This window comes from Occallatibacter sp. (genome assembly GCF_049582745.1).
Classification (GTDB): domain Bacteria; phylum Acidobacteriota; class Terriglobia; order Terriglobales; family Acidobacteriaceae; genus Telmatobacter.
On sequence record NZ_JBAUUO010000033.1, the window covers coordinates 16,513 to 36,424 of the forward strand.

The 19,912-nt window shown below is 55.6% G+C and carries 16 protein-coding genes; 1 reads left to right on the forward strand and 15 read right to left on the reverse strand.

What is annotated here, in order from left to right:
- Positions 1-6 precede the first annotated feature (6 nt).
- The 15 genes from WCA10_RS04175 to WCA10_RS04245 form a co-directional block, all read right to left on the reverse strand.
- Positions 7-441 carry a hypothetical protein gene (locus WCA10_RS04175; protein ID WP_472821237.1) on the reverse strand — a complete coding sequence of 145 codons (435 nt, stop codon included), beginning with the start codon at positions 439-441 and terminating at the stop codon, positions 7-9.
- A 1,323-nt stretch (positions 442-1,764) separates the two neighbouring features.
- Positions 1,765-3,024 carry a TrbI/VirB10 family protein gene (locus tag WCA10_RS04180; protein WP_472821238.1) on the reverse strand — a complete coding sequence of 420 codons (1,260 nt, stop codon included), beginning with the start codon at positions 3,022-3,024 and terminating at the stop codon, positions 1,765-1,767.
- Between the two features lie 17 nt (positions 3,025-3,041).
- Positions 3,042-3,998: a hypothetical protein gene (locus tag WCA10_RS04185; RefSeq protein ID WP_472821239.1), complete on the reverse strand. Its 957-nt coding sequence runs from the start codon at positions 3,996-3,998 to the stop codon at positions 3,042-3,044.
- The gene (locus tag WCA10_RS04190) at positions 3,995-4,474 is read right to left on the reverse strand and encodes a lytic transglycosylase domain-containing protein (protein ID WP_472821240.1); all 480 of its coding nucleotides are present in this window, start codon (positions 4,472-4,474) and stop codon (positions 3,995-3,997) included. The genes WCA10_RS04185 and WCA10_RS04190 overlap by 4 nt, the downstream gene beginning before the upstream one ends.
- A complete protein-coding gene (locus tag WCA10_RS04195) occupies positions 4,471-5,391 on the reverse strand; it encodes an AAA family ATPase (RefSeq protein ID WP_472821241.1) in 921 nt (306 codons plus the stop codon). Before WCA10_RS04195 ends, WCA10_RS04190 begins: the two co-directional genes overlap by 4 nt.
- Entirely contained in the window at positions 5,384-5,665 is a 282-nt protein-coding gene (locus WCA10_RS04200; RefSeq protein ID WP_472821242.1) for a hypothetical protein, read from the reverse strand. The genes WCA10_RS04195 and WCA10_RS04200 overlap by 8 nt, the downstream gene beginning before the upstream one ends.
- 466 nt (positions 5,666-6,131) lie before the next feature.
- Positions 6,132-7,235, reverse strand: a complete 1,104-nt coding sequence (locus WCA10_RS04205) for a tyrosine-type recombinase/integrase (RefSeq protein WP_472821243.1) — start codon at positions 7,233-7,235, stop codon at positions 6,132-6,134.
- Positions 7,236-7,636: 401 nt separating this feature from the next.
- A complete protein-coding gene (locus WCA10_RS04210; RefSeq protein WP_472821244.1) occupies positions 7,637-8,437 on the reverse strand; it encodes a hypothetical protein in 801 nt (266 codons plus the stop codon).
- 266 nt (positions 8,438-8,703) lie between these two features.
- Positions 8,704-8,985 (reverse strand): helix-turn-helix domain-containing protein, encoded by a 282-nt coding sequence (locus WCA10_RS04215; protein WP_472821245.1) that lies wholly within the window; start codon positions 8,983-8,985, stop codon positions 8,704-8,706.
- A 172-nt stretch (positions 8,986-9,157) separates the two neighbouring features.
- Complete coding sequence (locus WCA10_RS04220; RefSeq protein ID WP_472821246.1) at positions 9,158-10,366, reverse strand: tyrosine-type recombinase/integrase; 1,209 nt, start codon at positions 10,364-10,366, stop codon at positions 9,158-9,160.
- A gap of 253 nt (positions 10,367-10,619) precedes the next feature.
- Positions 10,620-10,937, reverse strand: a complete 318-nt coding sequence (locus WCA10_RS04225; protein ID WP_472821247.1) for a hypothetical protein — start codon at positions 10,935-10,937, stop codon at positions 10,620-10,622.
- Positions 10,938-10,974: 37 nt separating this feature from the next.
- Positions 10,975-13,284: a GH92 family glycosyl hydrolase gene (locus WCA10_RS04230; RefSeq protein ID WP_472821248.1), complete on the reverse strand. Its 2,310-nt coding sequence runs from the start codon at positions 13,282-13,284 to the stop codon at positions 10,975-10,977.
- Between the two features lie 79 nt (positions 13,285-13,363).
- Positions 13,364-15,760 carry a glycoside hydrolase family 3 N-terminal domain-containing protein gene (locus WCA10_RS04235; protein ID WP_472821249.1) on the reverse strand — a complete coding sequence of 799 codons (2,397 nt, stop codon included), beginning with the start codon at positions 15,758-15,760 and terminating at the stop codon, positions 13,364-13,366.
- Positions 15,761-16,372: 612 nt separating this feature from the next.
- Positions 16,373-17,749, reverse strand: a complete 1,377-nt coding sequence (locus WCA10_RS04240) for an HD domain-containing phosphohydrolase (RefSeq protein ID WP_472821250.1) — start codon at positions 17,747-17,749, stop codon at positions 16,373-16,375.
- A 916-nt stretch (positions 17,750-18,665) separates the two neighbouring features.
- Positions 18,666-18,962, reverse strand: a complete 297-nt coding sequence (locus tag WCA10_RS04245) for a hypothetical protein (protein WP_472821251.1) — start codon at positions 18,960-18,962, stop codon at positions 18,666-18,668.
- A gap of 367 nt (positions 18,963-19,329) precedes the next feature.
- Between WCA10_RS04245 and WCA10_RS04250 the strand changes: the two genes are divergently transcribed.
- Positions 19,330-19,740, forward strand: a complete 411-nt coding sequence (locus WCA10_RS04250; RefSeq protein ID WP_472821252.1) for a response regulator — start codon at positions 19,330-19,332, stop codon at positions 19,738-19,740.
- Positions 19,741-19,912: the final 172 nt, after the last annotated feature.

Here is a 19,912-nt window from a genome sequence, read left to right on the forward strand (position 1 = left end):
CCTTTACTACTGAATGCCTTGCGCCTGAGTGATAAAGCCCTCCGCCATGCGTCCGAGACCGGAGATCACCATGAGTGCGACGCCGCTCACACCCCAGCCCATATAACCGCGTCCGGATTTGAAGTGCCATCCCGCGATGCCGAGGCATGCGACTGCGATCACTGGCGCAATGACATTGCAGCCCCAGTTCACGATGTTGAGGACGGTGCCTTCGACGGTCGTCGCTTGCTGACCTTGCACAGCCTGGCCGAATTGTGGTGAGGTTCCGAGGTTCTGCGCTCTCGCCGCGAAGGGTGCGAGCAGATTGCCGGCGAGAATTAAACTAAGTCCCATCTTGATGGCGACATGAATCCAATTGATCTCGCCGGGCCGATGAAAAACGTGCGTGGAGGTGGGAGCGGACACTTGGGAGCGCCGCCAGCAGGCTAGTGCGGTTCTCATGGGTTTTCTCTCCTGGACCCGGCTGCTCTCAGCATCCGTGTCGAGCCAGAGAATGGGGCGGATTGGAATTTCGGTCAAATGATCCGGCTGAACCAGGATGGATCGTCGTTCTATCTCCAATCGCATGAGTAGGTTCAGCGGATCGAGAGATGCCGGTCAGAGCTTCTGCCCTCTGGTGCATTGGATCGATTTGAGGAAATCGGGCTAAAATCTCAATCGAGGAGCCCGGTGTCGCAAGCTGTCGCCAGCTCATGGACAACGGCATGGCATCCGTTTCGCAGTTGAATCCGTATCAATGCGACCAATGCGGTACTGCGAACATCGTGGCTGCGCCCGTCCTCTATCAACAAGGAACACACACTTACTCCACTAGGTTCCATTCGGGGACGACTCAATCTTTCTCTGCACGGGCGGTTGCACCGCCCCGTCCACGGGGTTACCTCCGGCCTTTTCTTCTTTGGGGACCGGCAATCGTTATTTTCTTTGTGTGGACGGTCGTGGGTGTCAGTTCTATCTATCAACACCCGATGACAAGCGCACTACGGCCAAGTGCCGTCACTGTGTTCCTATTCCTCGGTGTAGCATCGCTTGCAGGCATGGTGTTCAGCCTTCGCAGAATTACTCGCTACAATCGCGAAGTCTACCCTCGCCTGCATTGGAACTGGGAGCATACCTATATATGCAGGCGTTGTGGACGGTCCCGCTTGATTCCTTCCTAGCTCAGAGACCTAGCTGGTTCATCTGGCCTAATCGGCAAAACGGATGAGTCTCTGAAACTCTCGGTGCGATCATTCTCATGTCCACTCGGGAACGACGATTACCCAAGTCGCACATTGGGTCATTTGGAAGGATCTTTACCCAATCCGGAATTGGGTAATCGGGAACAAAATTTCCTCAATTTGCACACTGGGTAATCGGGATGTTTCTTGCCCCAATCGCGAAGTGGGTCAACGGGACCGATCTTTGCTCAATTCGGAATTGGGTCATCGGGAACAAAAATGACTCATTTTGCAAACTGGGTCAATGGGACCGTTGTTTGCTCATTAGCGGATTGGGTCAACGGGACCGATCTCTGCCCAATTTCACTTTGGGGCATCGGGAGCAAGGATTGTCCAACTGCGTACTGGGTCACTTGGACCGACCTTGACCCGAACGTGAAGTGGATCCAAGGGAAGGGCGCATTATAGGCGCATTTCTTTAGGCGCGCGACACAACAACCGATGAGCCGCAAGGCAACTCGCCAGTTGAATATGTTGGCCAAACACAAGAACGCCCCGGCACTGGGCCAGGGCGAAGAAGAAAGTCGTGCGGCGAGCGGACAATCTACTGAACCGTCGGGCTTACTCTGTGAAGTTCGGAAGGCGTTGTTTCGTGCTTGGTGAACACGACGTATATCTTCGTGTCGGCCGGAACGGAGACCACCACGCGGCTGTTGGCATTGAGGCTCATCACCTCTGAGTCTCCGGCCGTACCGATATTCTCCGCAAGCCGCTCACGAAGCATGTCGTCCTCAGAAAACGCAGAGCTGGTGTTGTTCCCGGCAACTTCCGCAAGCACCGATCCGAGGCCCGAGGCTGCCCGCAAGAGAAAGTTCTTGCCCGTATTCTTCCCGTACACGTTTCCTTTGATGGGGCCGAGATCGAGGCCGGTTCCGACGGCGTCAATCTTCTCGCGGGCTCCATCGAGAAGTTCAATTTCGTCGAATTTCATGCTGACCAACCCGCTTCGGTCGGCCTGCTGCAGTTGGCCGTACACCCGCGCTCCCGCGGGAACGATGATTCTGTTGCCGATCGCGTATGTGTATTCGACCACGGCTACTACAGGAGCTGACACCGCGCTCGAAACCTGCGTCTCAAGCTTCGCCTGAATGCGCGTACCTGGTGTTAATTCCAGCCGCGAAGTGCCGTCATCATCCGCGCTCACCCTCTGTGGCGCCAACACCGGGCCTTGCGCCACACTCCGCACGAAGATCAGAGAGGGCTCCTTGAGACTGTTCTGCTGCGTCGGCGGCGTTTCTGCTGTGGAGCCTCCGCCGTAAGGTGCCGGATCCTCCCACTTCTGCTGGGTGTCGGCAAAAGTGGGCACATTGCCCAGAGAGGTGGCAGCAACAGGCTTGCCTGCGAACGGCTTCCCGATTGAGCCATTGTCTGCTGTTCGCGTCCGCCGAATATCCCCCGGTCCCAGCTGCCCGCTACTGTTGTCCGGAGCCGGCGTGCGCACCGTATCCATGAGAGGCGTGACACTCCCCTTGGAGGGCGGCGACTGCTCCTGCCGAGCCTGCTGCGACTGCGGCTTTGTTGCCGCCAGTCTCTTCGGCGCCTTGCCAACGACCGCCGTGAAAACAAAGAAGAGAACAGCCACTGCGAGTCCGCCTCCGAGGAGCATCAGTTTGCCCTTGCTGATTCCTTCGGCTCCCTTGGCGGCAGTTCGCGTTGCGAACCTGGTGACGGGCTCAGTTTTTTCCGAGCCGTCGGTAGGTCCGGGCGTGCGAACCGGTCCCCGCGAGGAGGTTGGATCTGGCGATTCGATGACCGGAGTGTTTAGACCCACGCTTCCGTTCCTGTTGTTGTCATTGGTGGTCATAGCTTCATGGCTCCCTTCTAATTGCCGTTGCCAGAAATGGGCGGAGTAAATGGCAGATGAATCAAGATAGGACGGTCCACTTGATCCGCCTGGGCGATTTGCAGAAATAACTTTTCTGTCGATTCTTTAAAGTTCGGCCGGTCAAAGACGACCACGCCGTCAGCTCGCTCTCCGGGTTCGAGCCGCGTTGTGCTTAATCGATAGTCCCGGATCTCGAGCTGGTCCGAGATAATGCCTTTGCCTTCCTTCCTTTTCTTCTTGGTCGCCTTGCGGCCTGTGATCTGGATTTGCGGAGGGACAATCTCGATAGGCTCATTCGAGCTGTTCAGGATGGAGTAGGAGATCATGGTCTGATTGCTGAACTGCCGCATATCGCCAATCGATGTCTCGATCTGCTTGTCCTCCCATTTCGTCCACTTCGGAGCGTTCACACTCTCTTGCAGCTTGAATACCTCGTCGAGGCTCGACAGCGGCGCCGAACGCAAACCAGAGGTCCCGCCACTCACGCCCCGCGCGAGTTCATTAGTCGGCGCGCTTCGGATCGCCAGCGATTCAGGATCGCCGGAAATGAGGAAGCTCCGCGTCGCTCTGTATTCGATCAGAAAATCCACCGGCTGCGTTGGATTCGTGGCACTTGAGCCTTCGCTGACCAGTTCCAGCGTCACATGCTGGCCTGATTTAGTTGCAATGAGAAGGTTCGACTGGGCAGCCTCTTTAACGATCGGTTTGACGTAGACATCCTCCGGCTCGCCTTCGTTATGTTCTGCCTTGAACTCCCCCGGGCTGCCGAGGATTACGGATGTGATCTCCTCTGGCATGCGGATGGTCGATTCAAACTCTGGCCTGAGATGAAGGATCGTGACATCTCTCGGATTGATCGTGACAGTGGCGACACGTGCTCCAACTGCTGTGTCACTCGCGCTGAGACGAAGCGGAAGCAGGACTGCGACAGGGATGAGCCAGCGAAGTTTCATGGGGTTGACCTCCTTAACGGCCGAACGGCCGGATACTTGCGAAGCATGTACTGCCTTCGTACCGCTTGCACGTAGGCAACGACGTCCGGGTTGCGATAATCGAGTTGCTTCCGTGCAATATTGCGGTCGCCGGCGTAGTAGGCCGCGGCGACAAGGCGCAGATCTCCGTGGAACTCCCACATCAACGTCGTCACGTAGCGGGTGCCCGCGGCAATGTTTTGTTCCACATCAAAAGGCTCGAAAGCGCCAAATCGCTTTGCCGTAGCGGGCATGAGCTGCATTATTCCCATCGCCCCCTTTGCGGAGACCGCTCGCGGGTTCCAACGCGATTCGACGTCGATGAATGCGGCGATCAACTCCGGCGGCACGCGATAGTGCACCGCATACTGCTTTACGATCCGCGCCGCCGGTAAAGGATCCGTTTGGCCAACGACGAGACTGGGAAATAGCAGCAGTATGAGTACGCACCGAATCATGATGCTGATCCTCCTCGGAGCGCGAGACTCTGCGCGAACCTGGCTCCGTCGTCGAGCAGGCTCTTGAACCCTTCCCGCAACAGGAGATGTCGACGGTCCTTCTCGGTCTTCGCCAAAAAAGGAAGCAGGACGTCACGATGCTCCGCTGTTACGTGGTCGGTCCCGAGGAGTTGCAGTGCATTGGCGAAGTCGATCATCTCCGAGACCGATGGCGGCTTTTCCAGTGAGTAGTTGCGGAAGGAGAGCGCTATTCCGGCCATCTCGCGATGGAAGCTCTCATCGGCCTTCGGGGTGCGGCTGGCAATGATTTCGGCTTCGCGCTCCGGCGTCGGATGCTCGACCCGCACGTAGAGGCTACGCCTTCTGATTGGGTCGCCCAGTCTTCGTTCTTCGTTGCTGGTGAGCACGACAAACGGTATGGTCTTTGCCACAACTGTGCCGAACTCTGGAATCGAGAGCTGCCAGGCCGATAGAATTTCTAAAAGCATGGCTTCAAAACCATCGTCGACTTTATCCAACTCGTCGATGAGCAGCACACAGGGCTTGTCGCATTCGAGCGCGCGCATTAGCGGACCCGGACGGAAGAAATCCCGCCCCTTCAGGTTCGCCTGAACACTCTGCCAGTCTTTGTGCCGGCCCTTTGAGAACTCCATGTAGAGACGCTGCAGGCTCTCGTCGAAACGGCCGATTGCCTTGTCCTCGGTCACGCCGCGGTAACACTGCAGCCGCTCGATGTGCGTGCCGGCTGCGGCGGCAACAGAAACGGCCAATTGCGTTTTGCCTGACCCTGCGGGCCCTTCGAGAAGCAGCGGCTTTTGCAACTTCGCAGCGAGAAAGACCACCTGAGTCATTACCGGATCGATGAAGTAGCCGGTGGCAGCGAGTTTGAACCCGAGATCGTCGATTGAATCAAACATCGCTTTGTCCTCGCTCCTCAGCCCCAGTGGGCGTCACGTTCTGCATTAATCTGGCATTCGCGCTCTGCGACCAGACGTGCAGGCCGGAGCCGCATTGAACCCATACATTCGCTAGCGAAGTGGCTTCCAATGCGACAAGGAAGACTAGGAGCCCGCGCGCCGGGAGATCGCCCGTCCACGCAATCGAGATCGCCTTGCCGAAGTAGACCGTCACGATTCCTTCGAGAACCGTTAGCAATACCGCCATGATCAGATAGGTTACCTGCCACTTCACGTGGGCCTCCTCCAATGCGGAGACAGCATGAGGCAGTATCAAAACTCGGTCAAATTTCCATCTGCGGGTATGGATTGACCGCGCTGTGTTCGGTGCACGATTCCAACTGCGCCAGCGACTAAGCTGTTTGAGCAAGTCGATTGCGCGATATGCGGACTGACCCTGGTCTCCGGCCGTTGCCGCCAGTCGGCAAGGCATCCACCCATTGCTCAATCGCTTCCGGGCGGTAACGCACAAGCGGTCCCACTTTCACGTACTGCGGTCCTTCTCCGCGGAGGCGCCACCTTCTTAAACATGCCAAGCTGACTTGGATCTTTTCTGAAACCTGGATTTCATTCAGGAATGATTCCATTTTGTTCTCCTTGTGTTGCATCCTTTGATCGAACTGACTGAGAGGTGGTCGAACTGACCGAGAAGGTAACCCGAGGTCTGATCTCGGTCAATTCGACCCGTACACCCCGCTTTGCTATTCGGAGGATCTCGCCTTCGAGGCAGAGCCCAATGGGGAGTTTCCCTTTCGAGAGGCGATTACGGACTCCACCGCCTCCCGCTTCGCCTTCATCCGGATATGGCTGTAATGACGAAGCATCTGACGATCGACGTGCCCGGCGATCTCCATGATGGTTTCGTCGCCGGCGCCACTTTCGGCCAGTTCTGTGATGAGCGTGTGCCGGTTATCGTGCCATCGGCCTTTCACTTTTGCGTTGTTGCGGGTGGTCTTCCAGGCCGTTTTGAATGAGGTAATGTGCCGCGCCGGATCCGAGGGCCTGGGTTTACCCCAGGGGAAGACGTACCACTCGTCGCTGATCTCGCCAAACCGCTTGCAATACCATGCGCGATGGTCGGTGAGCGCCTGGTAGACCTCGGAGTTCATAGGAACGATTCGCCCTTCTCCGGCTTCGCTCTTTGCTCTACCTACCTGGACAGTTTTCGCGACGAGGTTGATCTGGCCCCAGGTGAGCGTCTTGATCTCGGTATCTCGCAGACCTCCGTTGCGGGCCAGCATGAACGCCGGGTACATATGGGGGCTGTGTGAGCTCTTTGCTTTGGCTGCGAGACTCTCCGTTTCTTCGTTGTCGAAGGCTTTGCCGATGCTTTTGTGAACGGCCAGCTTGAGCTGCCTGGTCTTCTTCAGGTGCGCTCGGATCACCTCGCCGGGGTCGCTCAGCATCTTCAGAAGAAACCGGACCTCTTCATTGATCGACTTTGGCGCTGCCTTCTCACGCAGCCGGTCCTCCTGGTAACGAAGAACCGAAATCTCGGTGATGTCGGCGACGATCTTCGTGCCGAGAAGACGGCTGACGTGTCCAAGCGCATACTCGGCAAAAGTGGCCGACCGGTAGCGGAGCCGATAGCCCGTGAGATATTCGTCGATAATCTCCTCAAGAATCCGGACACGGTTCTGCCGAACCTCTTTAAAGTTGTTGTAGCCAGCTTCGAGTGTTTTCCGGTGTTGCCGCTCAGCGTCTTTCGCGACGGTTCGCGATGTCGATTTTGTCGGTTCATCGATTCGCTCGCCGGCGAAGCGAAACCGGTACCACCAATACTTTCCTCTCTGATAAGTTGCCATTCGGGACTCCTGTCCTGTCGGTGAGCGCGCCTGCGTGGGCGCGCGACTGAAGGTTCAGGCGAAGGCAAAATTCGATCAAATTTCAGAGAGTCCCGATGCCACGCGAAGGCGTGGTTCAGGCCGTGAGGCTGGAGGTTTGGAGTCGATCTATCGAGGGGAACCACAACTAAGATCGGTTGCTATGGGTTAGCACCGGTTTTGAAAGTGAGTGACGACAAAATTGACTACAATCGGCTCAATTTTGTGTCTTTCTGCTGCTTTCTAATGCTCTAAGTTGTTGATTTTATTGGCTCCTCAGGTAGGACTCGAACCTACAACCCTTCGGTTAACAGCCGAATGCTTTCGACTCGATCTTCCATACGATGTTCCTCAAGATTCGAACCTCGATATGCTGCCCAGAGTCATCTGACCGGTGCCCATGATCCACTGCAATCAAAATCCTCAGCGACGCAGGTCGGAGTATTTCCGGACGACTCCATTCTTCGCTCGCGTCGAGCCCGGGCCAGTTCGCATCGAACTTCATTGACGTCACCGAAAAGTACTTTGTACCGAAAGTTCTTCGGTTTCTCCATTTCCACGAACGAAAACCATGACTCGATGCTGATGCTGCGCTTACGTGATTTGAGCGTCAAGAGAACCTCTCGCCGTGGCCAAAAGATTTCCTCGTCGAATGTAGAGAAGTTTCTTCCTGAGGACCACGCGTGTTGCCGAAAGATCTCCACCCATTTATGGTTTTTGTCGAATTCCACCCGGGACTTCAAGTCAACAGCAACATCAACGTCTCCGATGCGCTCTCGACGCTCTAGAAAGCTTCCGAAAACAGCAATGCGCTTTACAGAATACAGGTACTCCGGACTGGCATTGACTCTTTGAACGCGCTTCATGAATTCCATTAGTGCAGCAGTTGCAGTTTTTCTCCTGATCCGCCTTGCAGCAGAAGCCCGCGTGATGTCATCGCCAGCATCGGTGACCGAGTACCACGGAAAAGGGCTGTTGTCTCGCCGTTCCCGCTCTCTGTCCCACCGCACAAATCCGGCCGATTCCATGGCCTTGGCAATTTCATGTGCCTGACACTCGCTATAGCGAAACTTTCTTGACAGCCAATCTTCGCGAAATGCTCCGTGACACCGACGAAGAATATCTCTGATTCTTATCGCACTTTCACCCGCAATCGATGGAACTGTACCGAGATCGAGAGTCATCGGGAAAAGATCTCCTCAATGCGCCCCTTGCGCATATACCGTCGTAAATGCCACGCTAGTTGGTTCACTTGAGTTCTCTGCTCACGGATACAGCGTCAGTCAAATCAAAAACTCGGTCAAATCCAAGAATCGGCTTAGGCCCGCGGAATCGATGGAGTACTGCCATATGGGGCACGGTGAGGAAAATCGCGATCTCAAGTCGTCCCGCTCGATAGGGCATCTGCTCCTCCGAACAGGGAGGAGCATCTCCCGAACTCGATTCTCGGTCAACTTTCCCGGTTATGCCTCGCACTGCGATCCAGTTTCGGGCGGGACCGGGGTGCCGAAACCCTCGCCTTTGGTTCAATTTCTGGGGCACTCGATCGAGTTCTCAACCATTCCGCAAAATCGTGCGGATCGAATCGAACTGAATTCGCGATCCGCAGGGATGGGATCTCGCCGGCGGCGGCCATTTTATAGATCTGTTTCTCTGAGAGGTCGAGAACGCGGGCGATGTCGTTTGCTCTCAGAGCACTTTTCTTCTGCTCAAGGATCTGGTCGATCAGCATCAACTCCTCCTTTTTACCGAGTCCGGTCATGAAGTAACGGCCAGATGACCATGTGACCAAACAGGATTTGCGTCAAATTTGCAATTTAGAGAAAAACGCCGAAGATTTCTCTTCGGCGTCAGGACAAGCGGACATGGCCAAATCGCGGCCTGCGTATCGAGAATAGTTGGATCTAGCCAACCGCCAGAGACTGACCGTTGACTCTTTTGCGATTGGCGAACGTCGGCCCGGTGAAGCTCGAGTTCACCTTATGGATGACTTCGTCTCTCCTGGCCGGCTTCAAGTAACGGATGATGCTGTCCATCGTGGTCTGCCCCATCCAGGCCATCACGGTTTTCAGATCGACGCCGGCGCGAAGGTGGGTCGTTGCGAACGTCGCACGGAACTTGTGAAGCCAGAAATCTTCCGGGTTCAATTCGGCTTTGTTTGCGTTTCTCTTGAGTGCGCGAATCATGTGCGTGTCGGGTCTTCCGCTCCTCGTGCTAAAGACGAGTGCGCCCGGCGCCGCGCGCCTGGCAGGCAGAGATTTTCGATAGATTTCGAGCGCTTCTAGCAACTCGTCGGGGACGGGAACCTCGCGTTCCTTGTAAGCCTTGGGCGACCAGTGAAACTGAGGCTTCCAGCGCATCTCGACGATGTTCGCCCCGAAACGAACGTTCTCCCAGGTGAGGTACATCGCCTCCTGCTCTCTGAATCCTGTCATCAACAGGAAGTCATACAGCATCCGGTGGTACAGAGAGCAAACGCAATAGAGGTCGGTCAACTGATCGTCCTCGAAAATTTCCACTTCCGTTTCCACGTATCGCGGACGATCATTTTTTCCGAGCAGCTTGGGCAGGCCCTGCGCCTCGAGGAACGTCATCACACAGGTGAATTTGTTGAAGACCGTTCGCGGCGCGAGCTTCTTCCTGTCGCGGAGGAAGGCGCAGAAACGCAGCAGATCGATCCGCTGGATCTCGTCCACGCACTTCTTATCGCAGGATTGCTGGAAGTAGGTGAGGGACACTTTGTAGCCCTGCCACGTTTTGGCCTGCCGTGAGAGTTTGATCTCCTCCAGAAAATCGGCCATGGCAGAGCGAAGCTGAAACCGGTTCGGGTCGTCTTTGGGCACCTGCACTTCCAGCCCCTCGGCTCGAGCCTCCAGTTCCTTGATTTTGCGAATCTGGCTGTTGAAGGCAACCGTTGCGTCCCTGCCGACGGAGAGCCGCTTGCGCCGGCCATTCTCGCGCCACTCAAGATAGTAGGAGCCTCCTGGGTGTTTTTCCTGATGGCCGTCCACTATGACCCAGTCAGCTTTGATCCTCCCGCTGCTGTTCACAACAACAGGGCAGTAACGGTCCCAGACTTGAGTTACGATTCGTTTGGTGACATTCACTTCCATGGTCATCTCCTGGCCAAAGCGGTACCACCCTAGGTACCACCCGCCGGAGACTCAGTCCAATATGTTGATATAGAACATCTTTTGGGAAAAGGGCAAGCGAGTTCGAATCCCTCCGCCCCGACCATCTAATCCCTTCCCTTTCAACAAGTTTGACCGAGTAGCGAGAGGGTGATACCAAGTGATACCACTTTGCCGGGAGTTTTCCCATGCAGGTGAATATCACCAAGCGTATCGACACCCCTGAAGGCAAACGCTACTGCCCTGTCTTCATCGGACCAAACGGCCGCATTAAGAATTCCGCGAAACAGATTCCGCCCCGGCGCGCATAGACCACGCCACCCTGAGCTTTGTGAACGGCATCCAGCCCGCGCTGGAATGCCGCGGAATCGTCGGCAACAGCGTCCCCAACTGCGCCGAAACTCCTGACGTTCGTTTCGTGCAAAGCAGCCCGATCGCTGGGCTCGGCAGCATTTGCGACCTCGGAGCCATTCAGGCATGTCGCAACACCCGCCGCAACTCCCAGGGACAGCAGTTTCCGTCGCGAAGGAAACTCTGAATTGTGTAGGCTCATTCCAACCTTCATCTGTTTCACCGCTCATCGGATCTTTTCATCTTTCGGTTCCGAGCGAGGTAGCGCTTCCTCCACCCGTCGTCGGCGGAGCAGCCTCAGGGGCGCTGCCCCATTGCACATTCGGACGATCTACCATCTCCAGCGTCAGCGTCCCTCCATTGGCAATATCCGAATGGCCGAACCAAGGCTTGTTCAGCGCCTTACCGTTCAACTGAGCCGATTGGATATATTTGTTTTGCGCCGACACGTGATGCGCGACGATCGTAAACTGCTTGCCGTTGGCTAGATGGATCACGGTCCTCTCGAAGATGGGGCTGCCGATCTCGTACACCGGCATTCCGGGGCATACGGGATAAAATCCGATCGCGCTGAGAACATACCAGGATGAAGTGGCGCCGCCATCGTCGTCGCCTGGAATGCCCAGCGGGGTGTCGTCATACCAGACATCCATCAGTTGTCGCACGCGACGTTGCGTCTTCCATGGCTGCCCGGAAAAATCGTAAAGATAAGGAACGTGAAAGCTCGGTTCATTGCCTTGGGCGTAGAGACCCACCAGTCCTGTTGCATCGGGGAACTGACCGAGAAACTCAAACTTGGAAGTCCCATACTGCTCCACAAACAGGCGGTCAAGCTTTGCGTTGAATGCATCGCGACCGCCGAACAGATGAATCAATCCAGGAACATCGTGCTGAACGTTAAAGGTATAGAGCCACGAGTTAACCTCGGTAAAGTAAGCCCGTCCGCCTTGTCCACCTCCCAACTTCGGGTCGAAAGGCTCGATCCATTTTCCGTCTGCATCCTTGGGAGCCATGAAGCCGATGGCCGGGTTGAAGACATTCTCATAGTTATGCGCAAGCTTGTTGAAATAGACTTCGTCCTCATGCTTGCCTAGAGCCTTGGCAAATTGCGCCACACACCAGTCGTCATAGCTATTCTCAAGCGTTACCGAGACCGACTGCCGGCGCTCGGGAGTCACTTCCGGAACCGTTTCCCGTTCGCCAACGGAAAGCGCCGGAAAGAAACCCTTGTCGAAATAGATCTTATCCAGACTGGTGAGCGGACCACGGCTCCACGGAAGCATCGTGGCTTTTGTCGCATTCTTCCTCATGGCCTCGTAGGCCTTTTCCGCGTCGAAGTCGCGATACCCCTTTTCATACGTATCCAGGATGAATGCATCTGCATGATGCCCAATCATCACAGCCTGTTCGCCGGCGGCGGAGGGAAACGACGGCATCCAGCCGCTCTGTTCATACATGCTTATGTAGGAACGAATCATGTCCTCTTGCCGCTTCGGATCGAGCAGCAACTGCAGAGGATGGAGCGAACGATAGGTATCCCACAATCCGTCGTCTACGTAGTAATCGTGCCCCTGCGCGTCGTGTACGGCATGGTCGAAGCCACTGAAATATCTGCCGTCTTCGGTGATGTCGGTCATGCGGCCCAGCGACCGGTAGAGAGCCGTATAGAAGATTGTTCGTTGCCGTTCCGTACCGCCCACGGTGCTGATGGCATCCAGAGATCTGTTCCATTCCGCACGTGTGTCGGACTTAACACGCTCAAAGTTGCAGGCAGGAATCTCCCGCTCGAGGTTGCGTCGCGCCTGTTCCGTGCTGATATAGGAGATGCCAACTCGCACTTCAATCGACTCTCCCGCCGACAACGGCGAGTCGGTAACAAATCCGATGCGATCGCCGGTCTGCTTCGCCGTTTGGCTCAGATTGCCGTTCTGCCATGTCTGGTAAGAGCTGAAGGGACGAGAGAATTCCACATAGAAGTATTGCAGTGTTTCGCGGCCTGAATGTACGGTCTTGGCAATCGGCCCATCGAAACGCTCGCTCCCCTGTATTGCGTTGTTCCCTACCACCACAAGCTCGGAGCCGCTTTTCAAATTGATTGCAAGATGTGCGTGAGGGCTTGCAGGAAATGTAAATCGATAGAAGACAGCTTGATTCGTTGCCGTGAATTCCGCCCGTATCCCCCACGTTTGCAGGTCCGCCGCGTAGTAGTACGGAGTCGCGGTTTCAAAGTCGTGATCAAACTCCGATGCATAGGTTGCGGCGTCCGTGCCAACTTTACCTACGGAGGCCATCAGGGTTGCGGGACCAGCGGGAAACCCGTAGATCTTGTCCGCAAGGTAACGGTCAGTGATTCCGGGAGTGGTGATGGGCGCGATCCTCGCCATGCCATACGGCCGTTGCACGTAAGGAATCGTCGCTGTGAGAAGCTGTCCAATCCCTCCGATGTTCGGGGAGACGTAGTCAACAGGTTCTTTCAGGTGCTGGCCGAAGGCGGTTAAAGCGCCGCCGCCCAGAATCATAAGAAAAGCGATCCTCGCAAGACTTCTCATTGTCTTCCCGTCCTTTGAAAGCCTTTTCTGCGGATCAATTCGCAGAATTCATTTGTGTTTTTCATTCCAGACCTCCGACTTACGGATGAAGAACAAACCTGGCGGTCAGGGAAGCGAGAGAAGATCCGCCAACCCAGGCTGTATAGTTACCTGCCTCTACGGCCCATCGATTCCCGGCATTCCACACTGCAAGCTGTTTCTGCGGAACATTGAAGGAGACGTTCTTCGTCTCCTGCGGCCTCAGGTGTATTCGGGAGAATCCCTCCAGTGAGCGCTCCGGAGTCTCAACGCTGCCCACGTCTTCGCGCATGTAGAGCTGAGCCACCTCATCTCCTTCTCGCTCGCCAGTGTTTGTCACCTCGACAGTGATCCGTATCTCGCCTTTGCTGCCTGGTGACGGTGCCTGCACAGTCAGGTGATCGTAGCGAAAGGTGGTGTAGCTCAGACCGAATCCAAACGGAAATAGCGGCTCGCCATCATCGTCGACGTACTTGTGCATGCGCGATGGGTCATAACTGTAGTAGTCCGGCAACTGTCCCAGGCTTCGCGGAAAAGTAATCGTGAGGCGGCCGGCGGGATTGTTGTCACCGAAGAGAGTTTCAGCGATCGCCTGCCCGCCATACTCACCTGGATACCAGGCTTCGAGGATGGCTGAAATATGTTTCGTCGCCCACCCGATCGTCAGGGGCCGTCCGTTTTGAAGAACCAGAACTACTGGCTTGCCCGTGGCGGCTACAGCTTCAAGCAGTTGTTCCTGATCATCCGGAAGGTCGAGCGAAGAGCGGTCAAAACCTTCGCCTGAGATGCCTTGCCATTCACCCAGCGCCATCACTACTGCGTCGGCGGCCTTTGCGGCAGTCACTGCTGCAGGAATGTCTTTGCCCGCTTCGAAGGTGACTTCCGCCTGCGGGGCCAGTTTGCGAATCCCGTCCAGCATGCTGATGTGTAGACCGTTCTCTTCCTTTTCGTAATCTCCGTATCGCGCCACGTTGCCATTGGGGCCGATCAAGGCAATATGCCGGATGGAGTGGGAGAGAGGGAGTAAATTCCCTTCGTTTTTGAGCAGGGTCATCGATTGGCGCGCTGATTCAAGCGATAGAGCAAGATGCTCGGCGGAGCGATTCACCTTCGCACTCAATTCCGAATCCACCAGTGGGTGATCGAAAAGCCCCAGAGAAAACTTGACTCGAAGTACGGAGCGGACTGCCCGATCGAGATCCGCTTGGGAAAGCGTGCCTTCGTGTACGCAATCTACGAGTGCCTTTTGAAAAACGCTATGCTCGAAATCGTAGAACTGCATGTCGACGCCGGATCGGATCGCCATGCATGCGGCGTCCTTTGGTGTCGCTGCAACGTGGTGGACATCGTAGAGGCGACGGATCGCTCCCAGATCGGAGAGCACAAACCCTTGAAAGCCCCATTCATCGCGCAAGACTTTCTTCAGCAGGAACGGATCGGCCGTGACTGGGATGCCGTCGATCTCGTGATAGGCGGCCATCGCGCCCATCGCGTGTCCCTCGCGAAAGGCCGGCTCAAATCCTCGCAACATCACCATGCGCAGCTCGCGCTCTCCCATATGCACCGGCGAGGTGTTCGTGCCCCCTTCGGGAGAACCATGCCCCGCGAAGTGCTTCGGCTCGGCGACTACGGTGTGATCCGAGTTCAGACTCTCTCCTTGCGCTCCTCGCACGTAGGCCAGCCCTAGCTGTCCGGTGAGATAGGTGTCTTCACCGAAGTCCTCCTCAACCCGCCCCCACCGCGGTTCGCGCGCGAGATCAAGCACCGGCGCCAGAATCATGTCGACTCCCGTCGCGCGCGCCTCCGCGGCAATAGCCTCCCCTGTTTGCTTCGCGATCTCCCGATTCCAGGTCGCCGACAGATTGATGGGAGCCGGAAACACCGTACCCGTATCGAAGCCGTGGAGCCCCTCTTCGATGAACAGTGCCGGAATGCCCAGACGATTATGCGCAATCACCCATTGCTGGATCGCATTGGACTGTGCTGAAGTCGGGTAGACGTCGTGAATGCCACCAACTCCAAGGTCCCCCCACATCGCCTGCGCCTTCTCTGGAAGAAAGGCTGCGTCGAGCGCAACATGCTCCTTGCCGGTATGTTTGTCTTCCAGTGTTCCTGCAGCGGCGTACAGATCCAGTTGCCGCACCTTCTCTTCCAGCGTCATCCGCCTCAACAAGTCTTCGACGCGCTGCTCGATTGGGGTGGTCGACTGCTTATAAAGTGGTTGCGATTTCGCACGTTGAAGCGCCTGTTGTGCACTGCCTGGCGCAACACCAATGGCGAGCGCCAGCCCGAGAGCAATCCAAAGTGCATGCCTCCATGCAGAATAAGATTTGCATCCAGTCTGTGGTTCCGTCTGACCGGCAGGTTCGACTTCCAGCGTTACGCACAACCGATCGCCGACCGCTGCAAATGATCTCCGTCCATCTCGCCCGCTCAGTTCTGTGGCTCGATTCCGCACGGGGATTTCCCCCTGATTTGTCTTCACTTTTCCGCCCTGCTCCTAGGTCATTCTTGTCAACGAAACCACCTTAATCGAGCACGGAAACAAATGGCAACGTTAGCGCCGCTCCTAACCCGATTCCATCTTTTTGAAAAAAAACACTTGCCCATGGCGGAATCTCCGCACAAATCATGGTGGCACGCGTTTTGGAATCGCACAGCAGTGATACGAATTACTTCGAAAAATGGATCGGGTGAGTACTTGGAGAGTCTTCGCAACATTTACCTCTTTGCCGCGGAAGCCGAAAAAGGTGACGAATATCGCGGCTCCCAGGCGGGAGTTGTGGACATGCTTTCTTCCGCGCGATGTCCATCATTGGGGATTCTTCGGCATTCTGGCACTGGAATCTGCGCATGCAAGTGGCGCCAATATCGGCTCGGAGGTGCCGAAGTTGAATGGACCACATTTCAATCTCTATCGAGAGAACCTCGGGATCGCTCCGCCCCGAACATTCTTTGTTTTTCACCGCATGCAAATCAAGTGCTTTTTGTAAGTCGGATAAGCACTTGCGGCATCTATCTTGAAAATCAAAAGTTCGGCTCTGAGCCAATCCGACTGTTCGGAGGGTTCCTAGGAGACTGCAAGTGCTTGTGGATCTGAGAAGTTCATTGCAATAAAGTCTTGTAGGCCAGAGAAGTCCGGCAGATTTAGAAATACTTCTCGAAGAAGGACCCGGTCTCCTCCTTCGCCTACGCTCTCTTCTCGAAGCTTCAGCCATACTTCGCAGGAGATCTTCGAAAATGCTTCTACAACTGTGGGGTCAAATTGAGTGCCGGAGCCCTCCTGAATGTTGTCGCGTGCTGCAGCGAAGCTGCTCGCTTTATGGTAAGGACGGTCGCTGGTAATGGCGTCGAGTGTGTCGGCGACAGCAAAAACGCGTGCTCCAAGGGGGATCTTGCTTCCCCGCAAGCGGCGCGGATAACCACTACCGTCAAAACGCTCGTGATGACTCAGGACAATCTCCGACGCGTCGGCCAGGAAGGGTATCCTGCACAACATCTCGTACCCGCGTACGCAATGCGCACGCATAATCTCCTGCTCCTCTTCGGTTAACTTGCTCGGCTTTCGCAGGATGGCATCGGGAATCGCTATCTTCCCGACATCGTGCAGTAAGGCACCTTGGGCCAGTACCTTGATCTCGCGAGGCGAGATCTTCAAAGCGCGGGCCAGAGCGATGCTGTAAGCAGTTACTCGCTTGGAGTGTCCCTCCGTCTCCGAATCCCTCAAATCCAGCGCGTCGCCTAGGGTCAACAGCATTAGCTCGTGAGTGCGCTGCAGATCGTTTACAGCCCAACGAAGCATGTCTGTCCGGATGCGGAGTTCCTTTTTCAGATTATGCTCATACGCGCGAGCGTGAAGTATTTCGAGACGCTGCTCGAGGGCGCGTCGGATTGTTTCGAACAGCTTCCTGTGATCAAAGGGCTTCAAAAGGTAGTCACAAGCTCCTCGATGCATGGAATCGATCGCCATTCCAATGTCGGAGGCAGCCGAAACCATCACCACTGGAAGGCCAGGCCGGTTTGCACGGACCCAATCAAGAAGGGTGAAACCGTCCCCGTCCGGCATCAACATGTCAGTGAGAATCAGGTCGAAGGAATCGCGATCAATCATTTCCTTCGCTTCGTTACCACTCGAGGCCAGATCCACCCGATATCCCCAGCATTCGAGGGCGGATCCGATAAGTAACCGGATGGACGAATCATCATCCACGACGAGGATCGTCGGCTGTTTGGACGGGATTCTGCTTCCGCGCGCTTTCGTGTCTTCCATAAGGGATCTTGCCGCGCCGCTTGCATCCGGCGATTCCAGAATAGGTCCTGACTCCGACGTCATTTCACTTTCTGTCTGTTGTAACCTCGCGCTGCAGTCGTCGCTCCGTCGCACGGCTTTTTGGGAAGGTCGGAGGTCGTTCATTGCGAAATTCATTGCCTTTCTTGCAGGTGTCATCGGTATTGCGCAGGTTCTTGCCGGTTTGTGGCGACTCAGGCCGCGGCCGTGATTCCCAACGCATAGTTAATTCGTCTCTGAATGGGATCCGATGATTCCTGAATTGGCTCTTGGGGCACAGGCGGAAATTCCATGAAGCGTTCAGTCCGGTCAGGAACGGGTCCTAAAGTTCCATTCCGTGGCTCAACTGAAGGGTGGAGCGCATGTTGGTCTCTGACAGCAACTTGCTTTTCTGATTCGAAAAGAGACCCAAGAGCCTCGGTAGCTGCCTCAAGTCGTTCTTTTCGGATTTGCAGTTCCTTGTATGTCGCGAGAATTTCGTCGAGTTCCGAGTGCGCTGTCTCGAGTGCAGCCACATAGGAAAGTTGATGATTGGGTCTAGTCATGATTCTCTCCGTGGTCAGTATCCTAAAGCGGCTACTCTTCCTCGGATATGCCCCAATCGGATAGAACTAAAGAACTTTGGTCGCATGGGTTGTAATTTGGATCACCAAAATGTGCCAGCCTTTTCTCGCAGAGCAAATTGGAGGGTGGCTTTTCGCGCTGGAGTCTAACTTGGCACTGGTGAGTCCCTGTCACTACCGAAGCCGCGCCGTTTGAAAGCCACTCGACTCGATGCAACCTGCTGGAAAGGCAGGATTTCGTTCGCAAATCTCTTCAAATCATGGCCGGAACTGGACGATGGAATCAGATCAAGGCTTCGAATCTCAGCGGAAATCCCTGGATATTCCTCTGAAATGCCTCTCCGCCTGAGAGCCAATCCAGCAGAAAGCCCGTCTCCGGAGGCTTCGGAAGGGAGACTGTCCAAGTTTCTGGCTCAAAGCGAGCCGCTGTGGGTTGACCGGATCCGATCTGTTTTGCCTGCACGTTGCCTCGATGAGTCCTGCTCCAAGTGGCCCGTTTGAATTTGCGCATATCAAGGCCAGAAATATCCCGCACCCCGCAGATAATCGAATTCCGCCGTAAGGGCGGTAACGAGCAGAGCGATCGCGATCGCCACGAAAGTGAGTCGCGGAAAACGCTCCGGCAACGATAGGGGCGCCGTTTCGGCATGCTCGAAGAGATGGATCAGACCCGGTGGAATCGTCTTCGCTTCAGCCTCCGCACTGCCGCCGGGAGGTGACGGCAGACCATCGGAATCGTTGACATGAATGGAAATCCAACCTGTTCTCCCGGTTTGTACGCGGCCGTCTCGATTACCAGGTGTGTGCATAATGTCCTCGCTCGCGCGCCCCTCATTCGCTCTGCGACTGGCGCGCTCGATACTTGAACGTTATGCCTTCCACTATAGCCACGCAATGCTGCAAATGACGTAAATTGAACGGTTTAGAATCACACCTTCGAGACACTCAGATCGGCGAAACAGTAATGGACTTCCATTACCGGGAGTCAAAAAGTAAGTACCGCGCTCCGTGCAATCCTGTGCCGGAGACGCAACACGACCCGCCGTGGCATATATTGCATTTCCGCTGAGAGAGCAGCCATGATTGTGCACCATACAACCAACCAACGTTGCGCAACACGGCATCCCTCACAACAGCAGTGGGCCGCACGCCGACTTCCCACCGGAGAGGCCATTTATGCCCCGAGAAGTGGGAGAACAAAGGATTCTTGTCGTTGAAGATGAACCGGTCGTTGCCGACACGCTCCGGCAGATCCTCTCTTCAAGCGGCTACGACACCCGCGTCGCCTATTCAGCGGAGACGGCCTTGGGCAGCCTCTCGCGATGGTCGCCGGACCTCGCGATTCTTGATGTCATGCTCCCGAAAATGAATGGCATCGACCTGGCGATGGCTCTGAAAGAGCGCTTGCCTGACTGTCACATCCTGCTGATCTCCGGGCAACCGTCCGCCGACAGTCTCCTGCAGGAGGCCAGAAGGCTGGGGCATGACTTTGAGATTCTTGCCAAGCCTGTTCACCCCACGGAGATCCTGGATACAATCGCCGGGCTGCTCAGCAAGGACGGCTGCGAGAGCTGCTCTCAGAATTAACAAGCGAGCGTGTAATCGCTGCAAATTTTGAATCCTGAAGTCGGGCTCTAGCCTGCATTTCTCACGGGGAGTAGGCAAGAAGTAAAGGTCCGGGAAAAAGAAAGTGGGAAAAGGCCGCTGTTTTTGTGGCATAACTGCGTTGTCGAAGCGTAGCTAAATGCTTACAAAAGGA

What these genes read in the sequence shown, in the direction of transcription:
- WCA10_RS04185 (WP_472821239.1), bottom strand. Translation starts at nt 3,998, where the DNA reads ATGAAACTTCGCTGGCTCATCCCTGTCGCAGTCCTGCTTCCGCTTCGT.
- WCA10_RS04250 (WP_472821252.1), top strand. Translation starts at nt 19,330, where the DNA reads ATGCCCCGAGAAGTGGGAGAACAAAGGATTCTTGTCGTTGAAGATGAA.
- WCA10_RS04210 (WP_472821244.1), bottom strand. Translation starts at nt 8,437, where the DNA reads ATGACTCTCGATCTCGGTACAGTTCCATCGATTGCGGGTGAAAGTGCG.
- WCA10_RS04230 (WP_472821248.1), bottom strand. Translation starts at nt 13,284, where the DNA reads ATGAGAAGTCTTGCGAGGATCGCTTTTCTTATGATTCTGGGCGGCGGC.
- WCA10_RS04220 (WP_472821246.1), bottom strand. Translation starts at nt 10,366, where the DNA reads ATGGAAGTGAATGTCACCAAACGAATCGTAACTCAAGTCTGGGACCGT.
- WCA10_RS04205 (WP_472821243.1), bottom strand. Translation starts at nt 7,235, where the DNA reads ATGGCAACTTATCAGAGAGGAAAGTATTGGTGGTACCGGTTTCGCTTC.
- WCA10_RS04240 (WP_472821250.1), bottom strand. Translation starts at nt 17,749, where the DNA reads ATGACACCTGCAAGAAAGGCAATGAATTTCGCAATGAACGACCTCCGA.
- WCA10_RS04180 (WP_472821238.1), bottom strand. Translation starts at nt 3,024, where the DNA reads ATGACCACCAATGACAACAACAGGAACGGAAGCGTGGGTCTAAACACT.
- WCA10_RS04245 (WP_472821251.1), bottom strand. Translation starts at nt 18,962, where the DNA reads ATGCACACACCTGGTAATCGAGACGGCCGCGTACAAACCGGGAGAACA.
- WCA10_RS04215 (WP_472821245.1), bottom strand. Translation starts at nt 8,985, where the DNA reads ATGCTGATCGACCAGATCCTTGAGCAGAAGAAAAGTGCTCTGAGAGCA.
- WCA10_RS04225 (WP_472821247.1), bottom strand. Translation starts at nt 10,937, where the DNA reads ATGAGCCTACACAATTCAGAGTTTCCTTCGCGACGGAAACTGCTGTCC.
- WCA10_RS04175 (WP_472821237.1), bottom strand. Translation starts at nt 441, where the DNA reads ATGAGAACCGCACTAGCCTGCTGGCGGCGCTCCCAAGTGTCCGCTCCC.
- WCA10_RS04190 (WP_472821240.1), bottom strand. Translation starts at nt 4,474, where the DNA reads ATGATTCGGTGCGTACTCATACTGCTGCTATTTCCCAGTCTCGTCGTT.
- WCA10_RS04195 (WP_472821241.1), bottom strand. Translation starts at nt 5,391, where the DNA reads ATGTTTGATTCAATCGACGATCTCGGGTTCAAACTCGCTGCCACCGGC.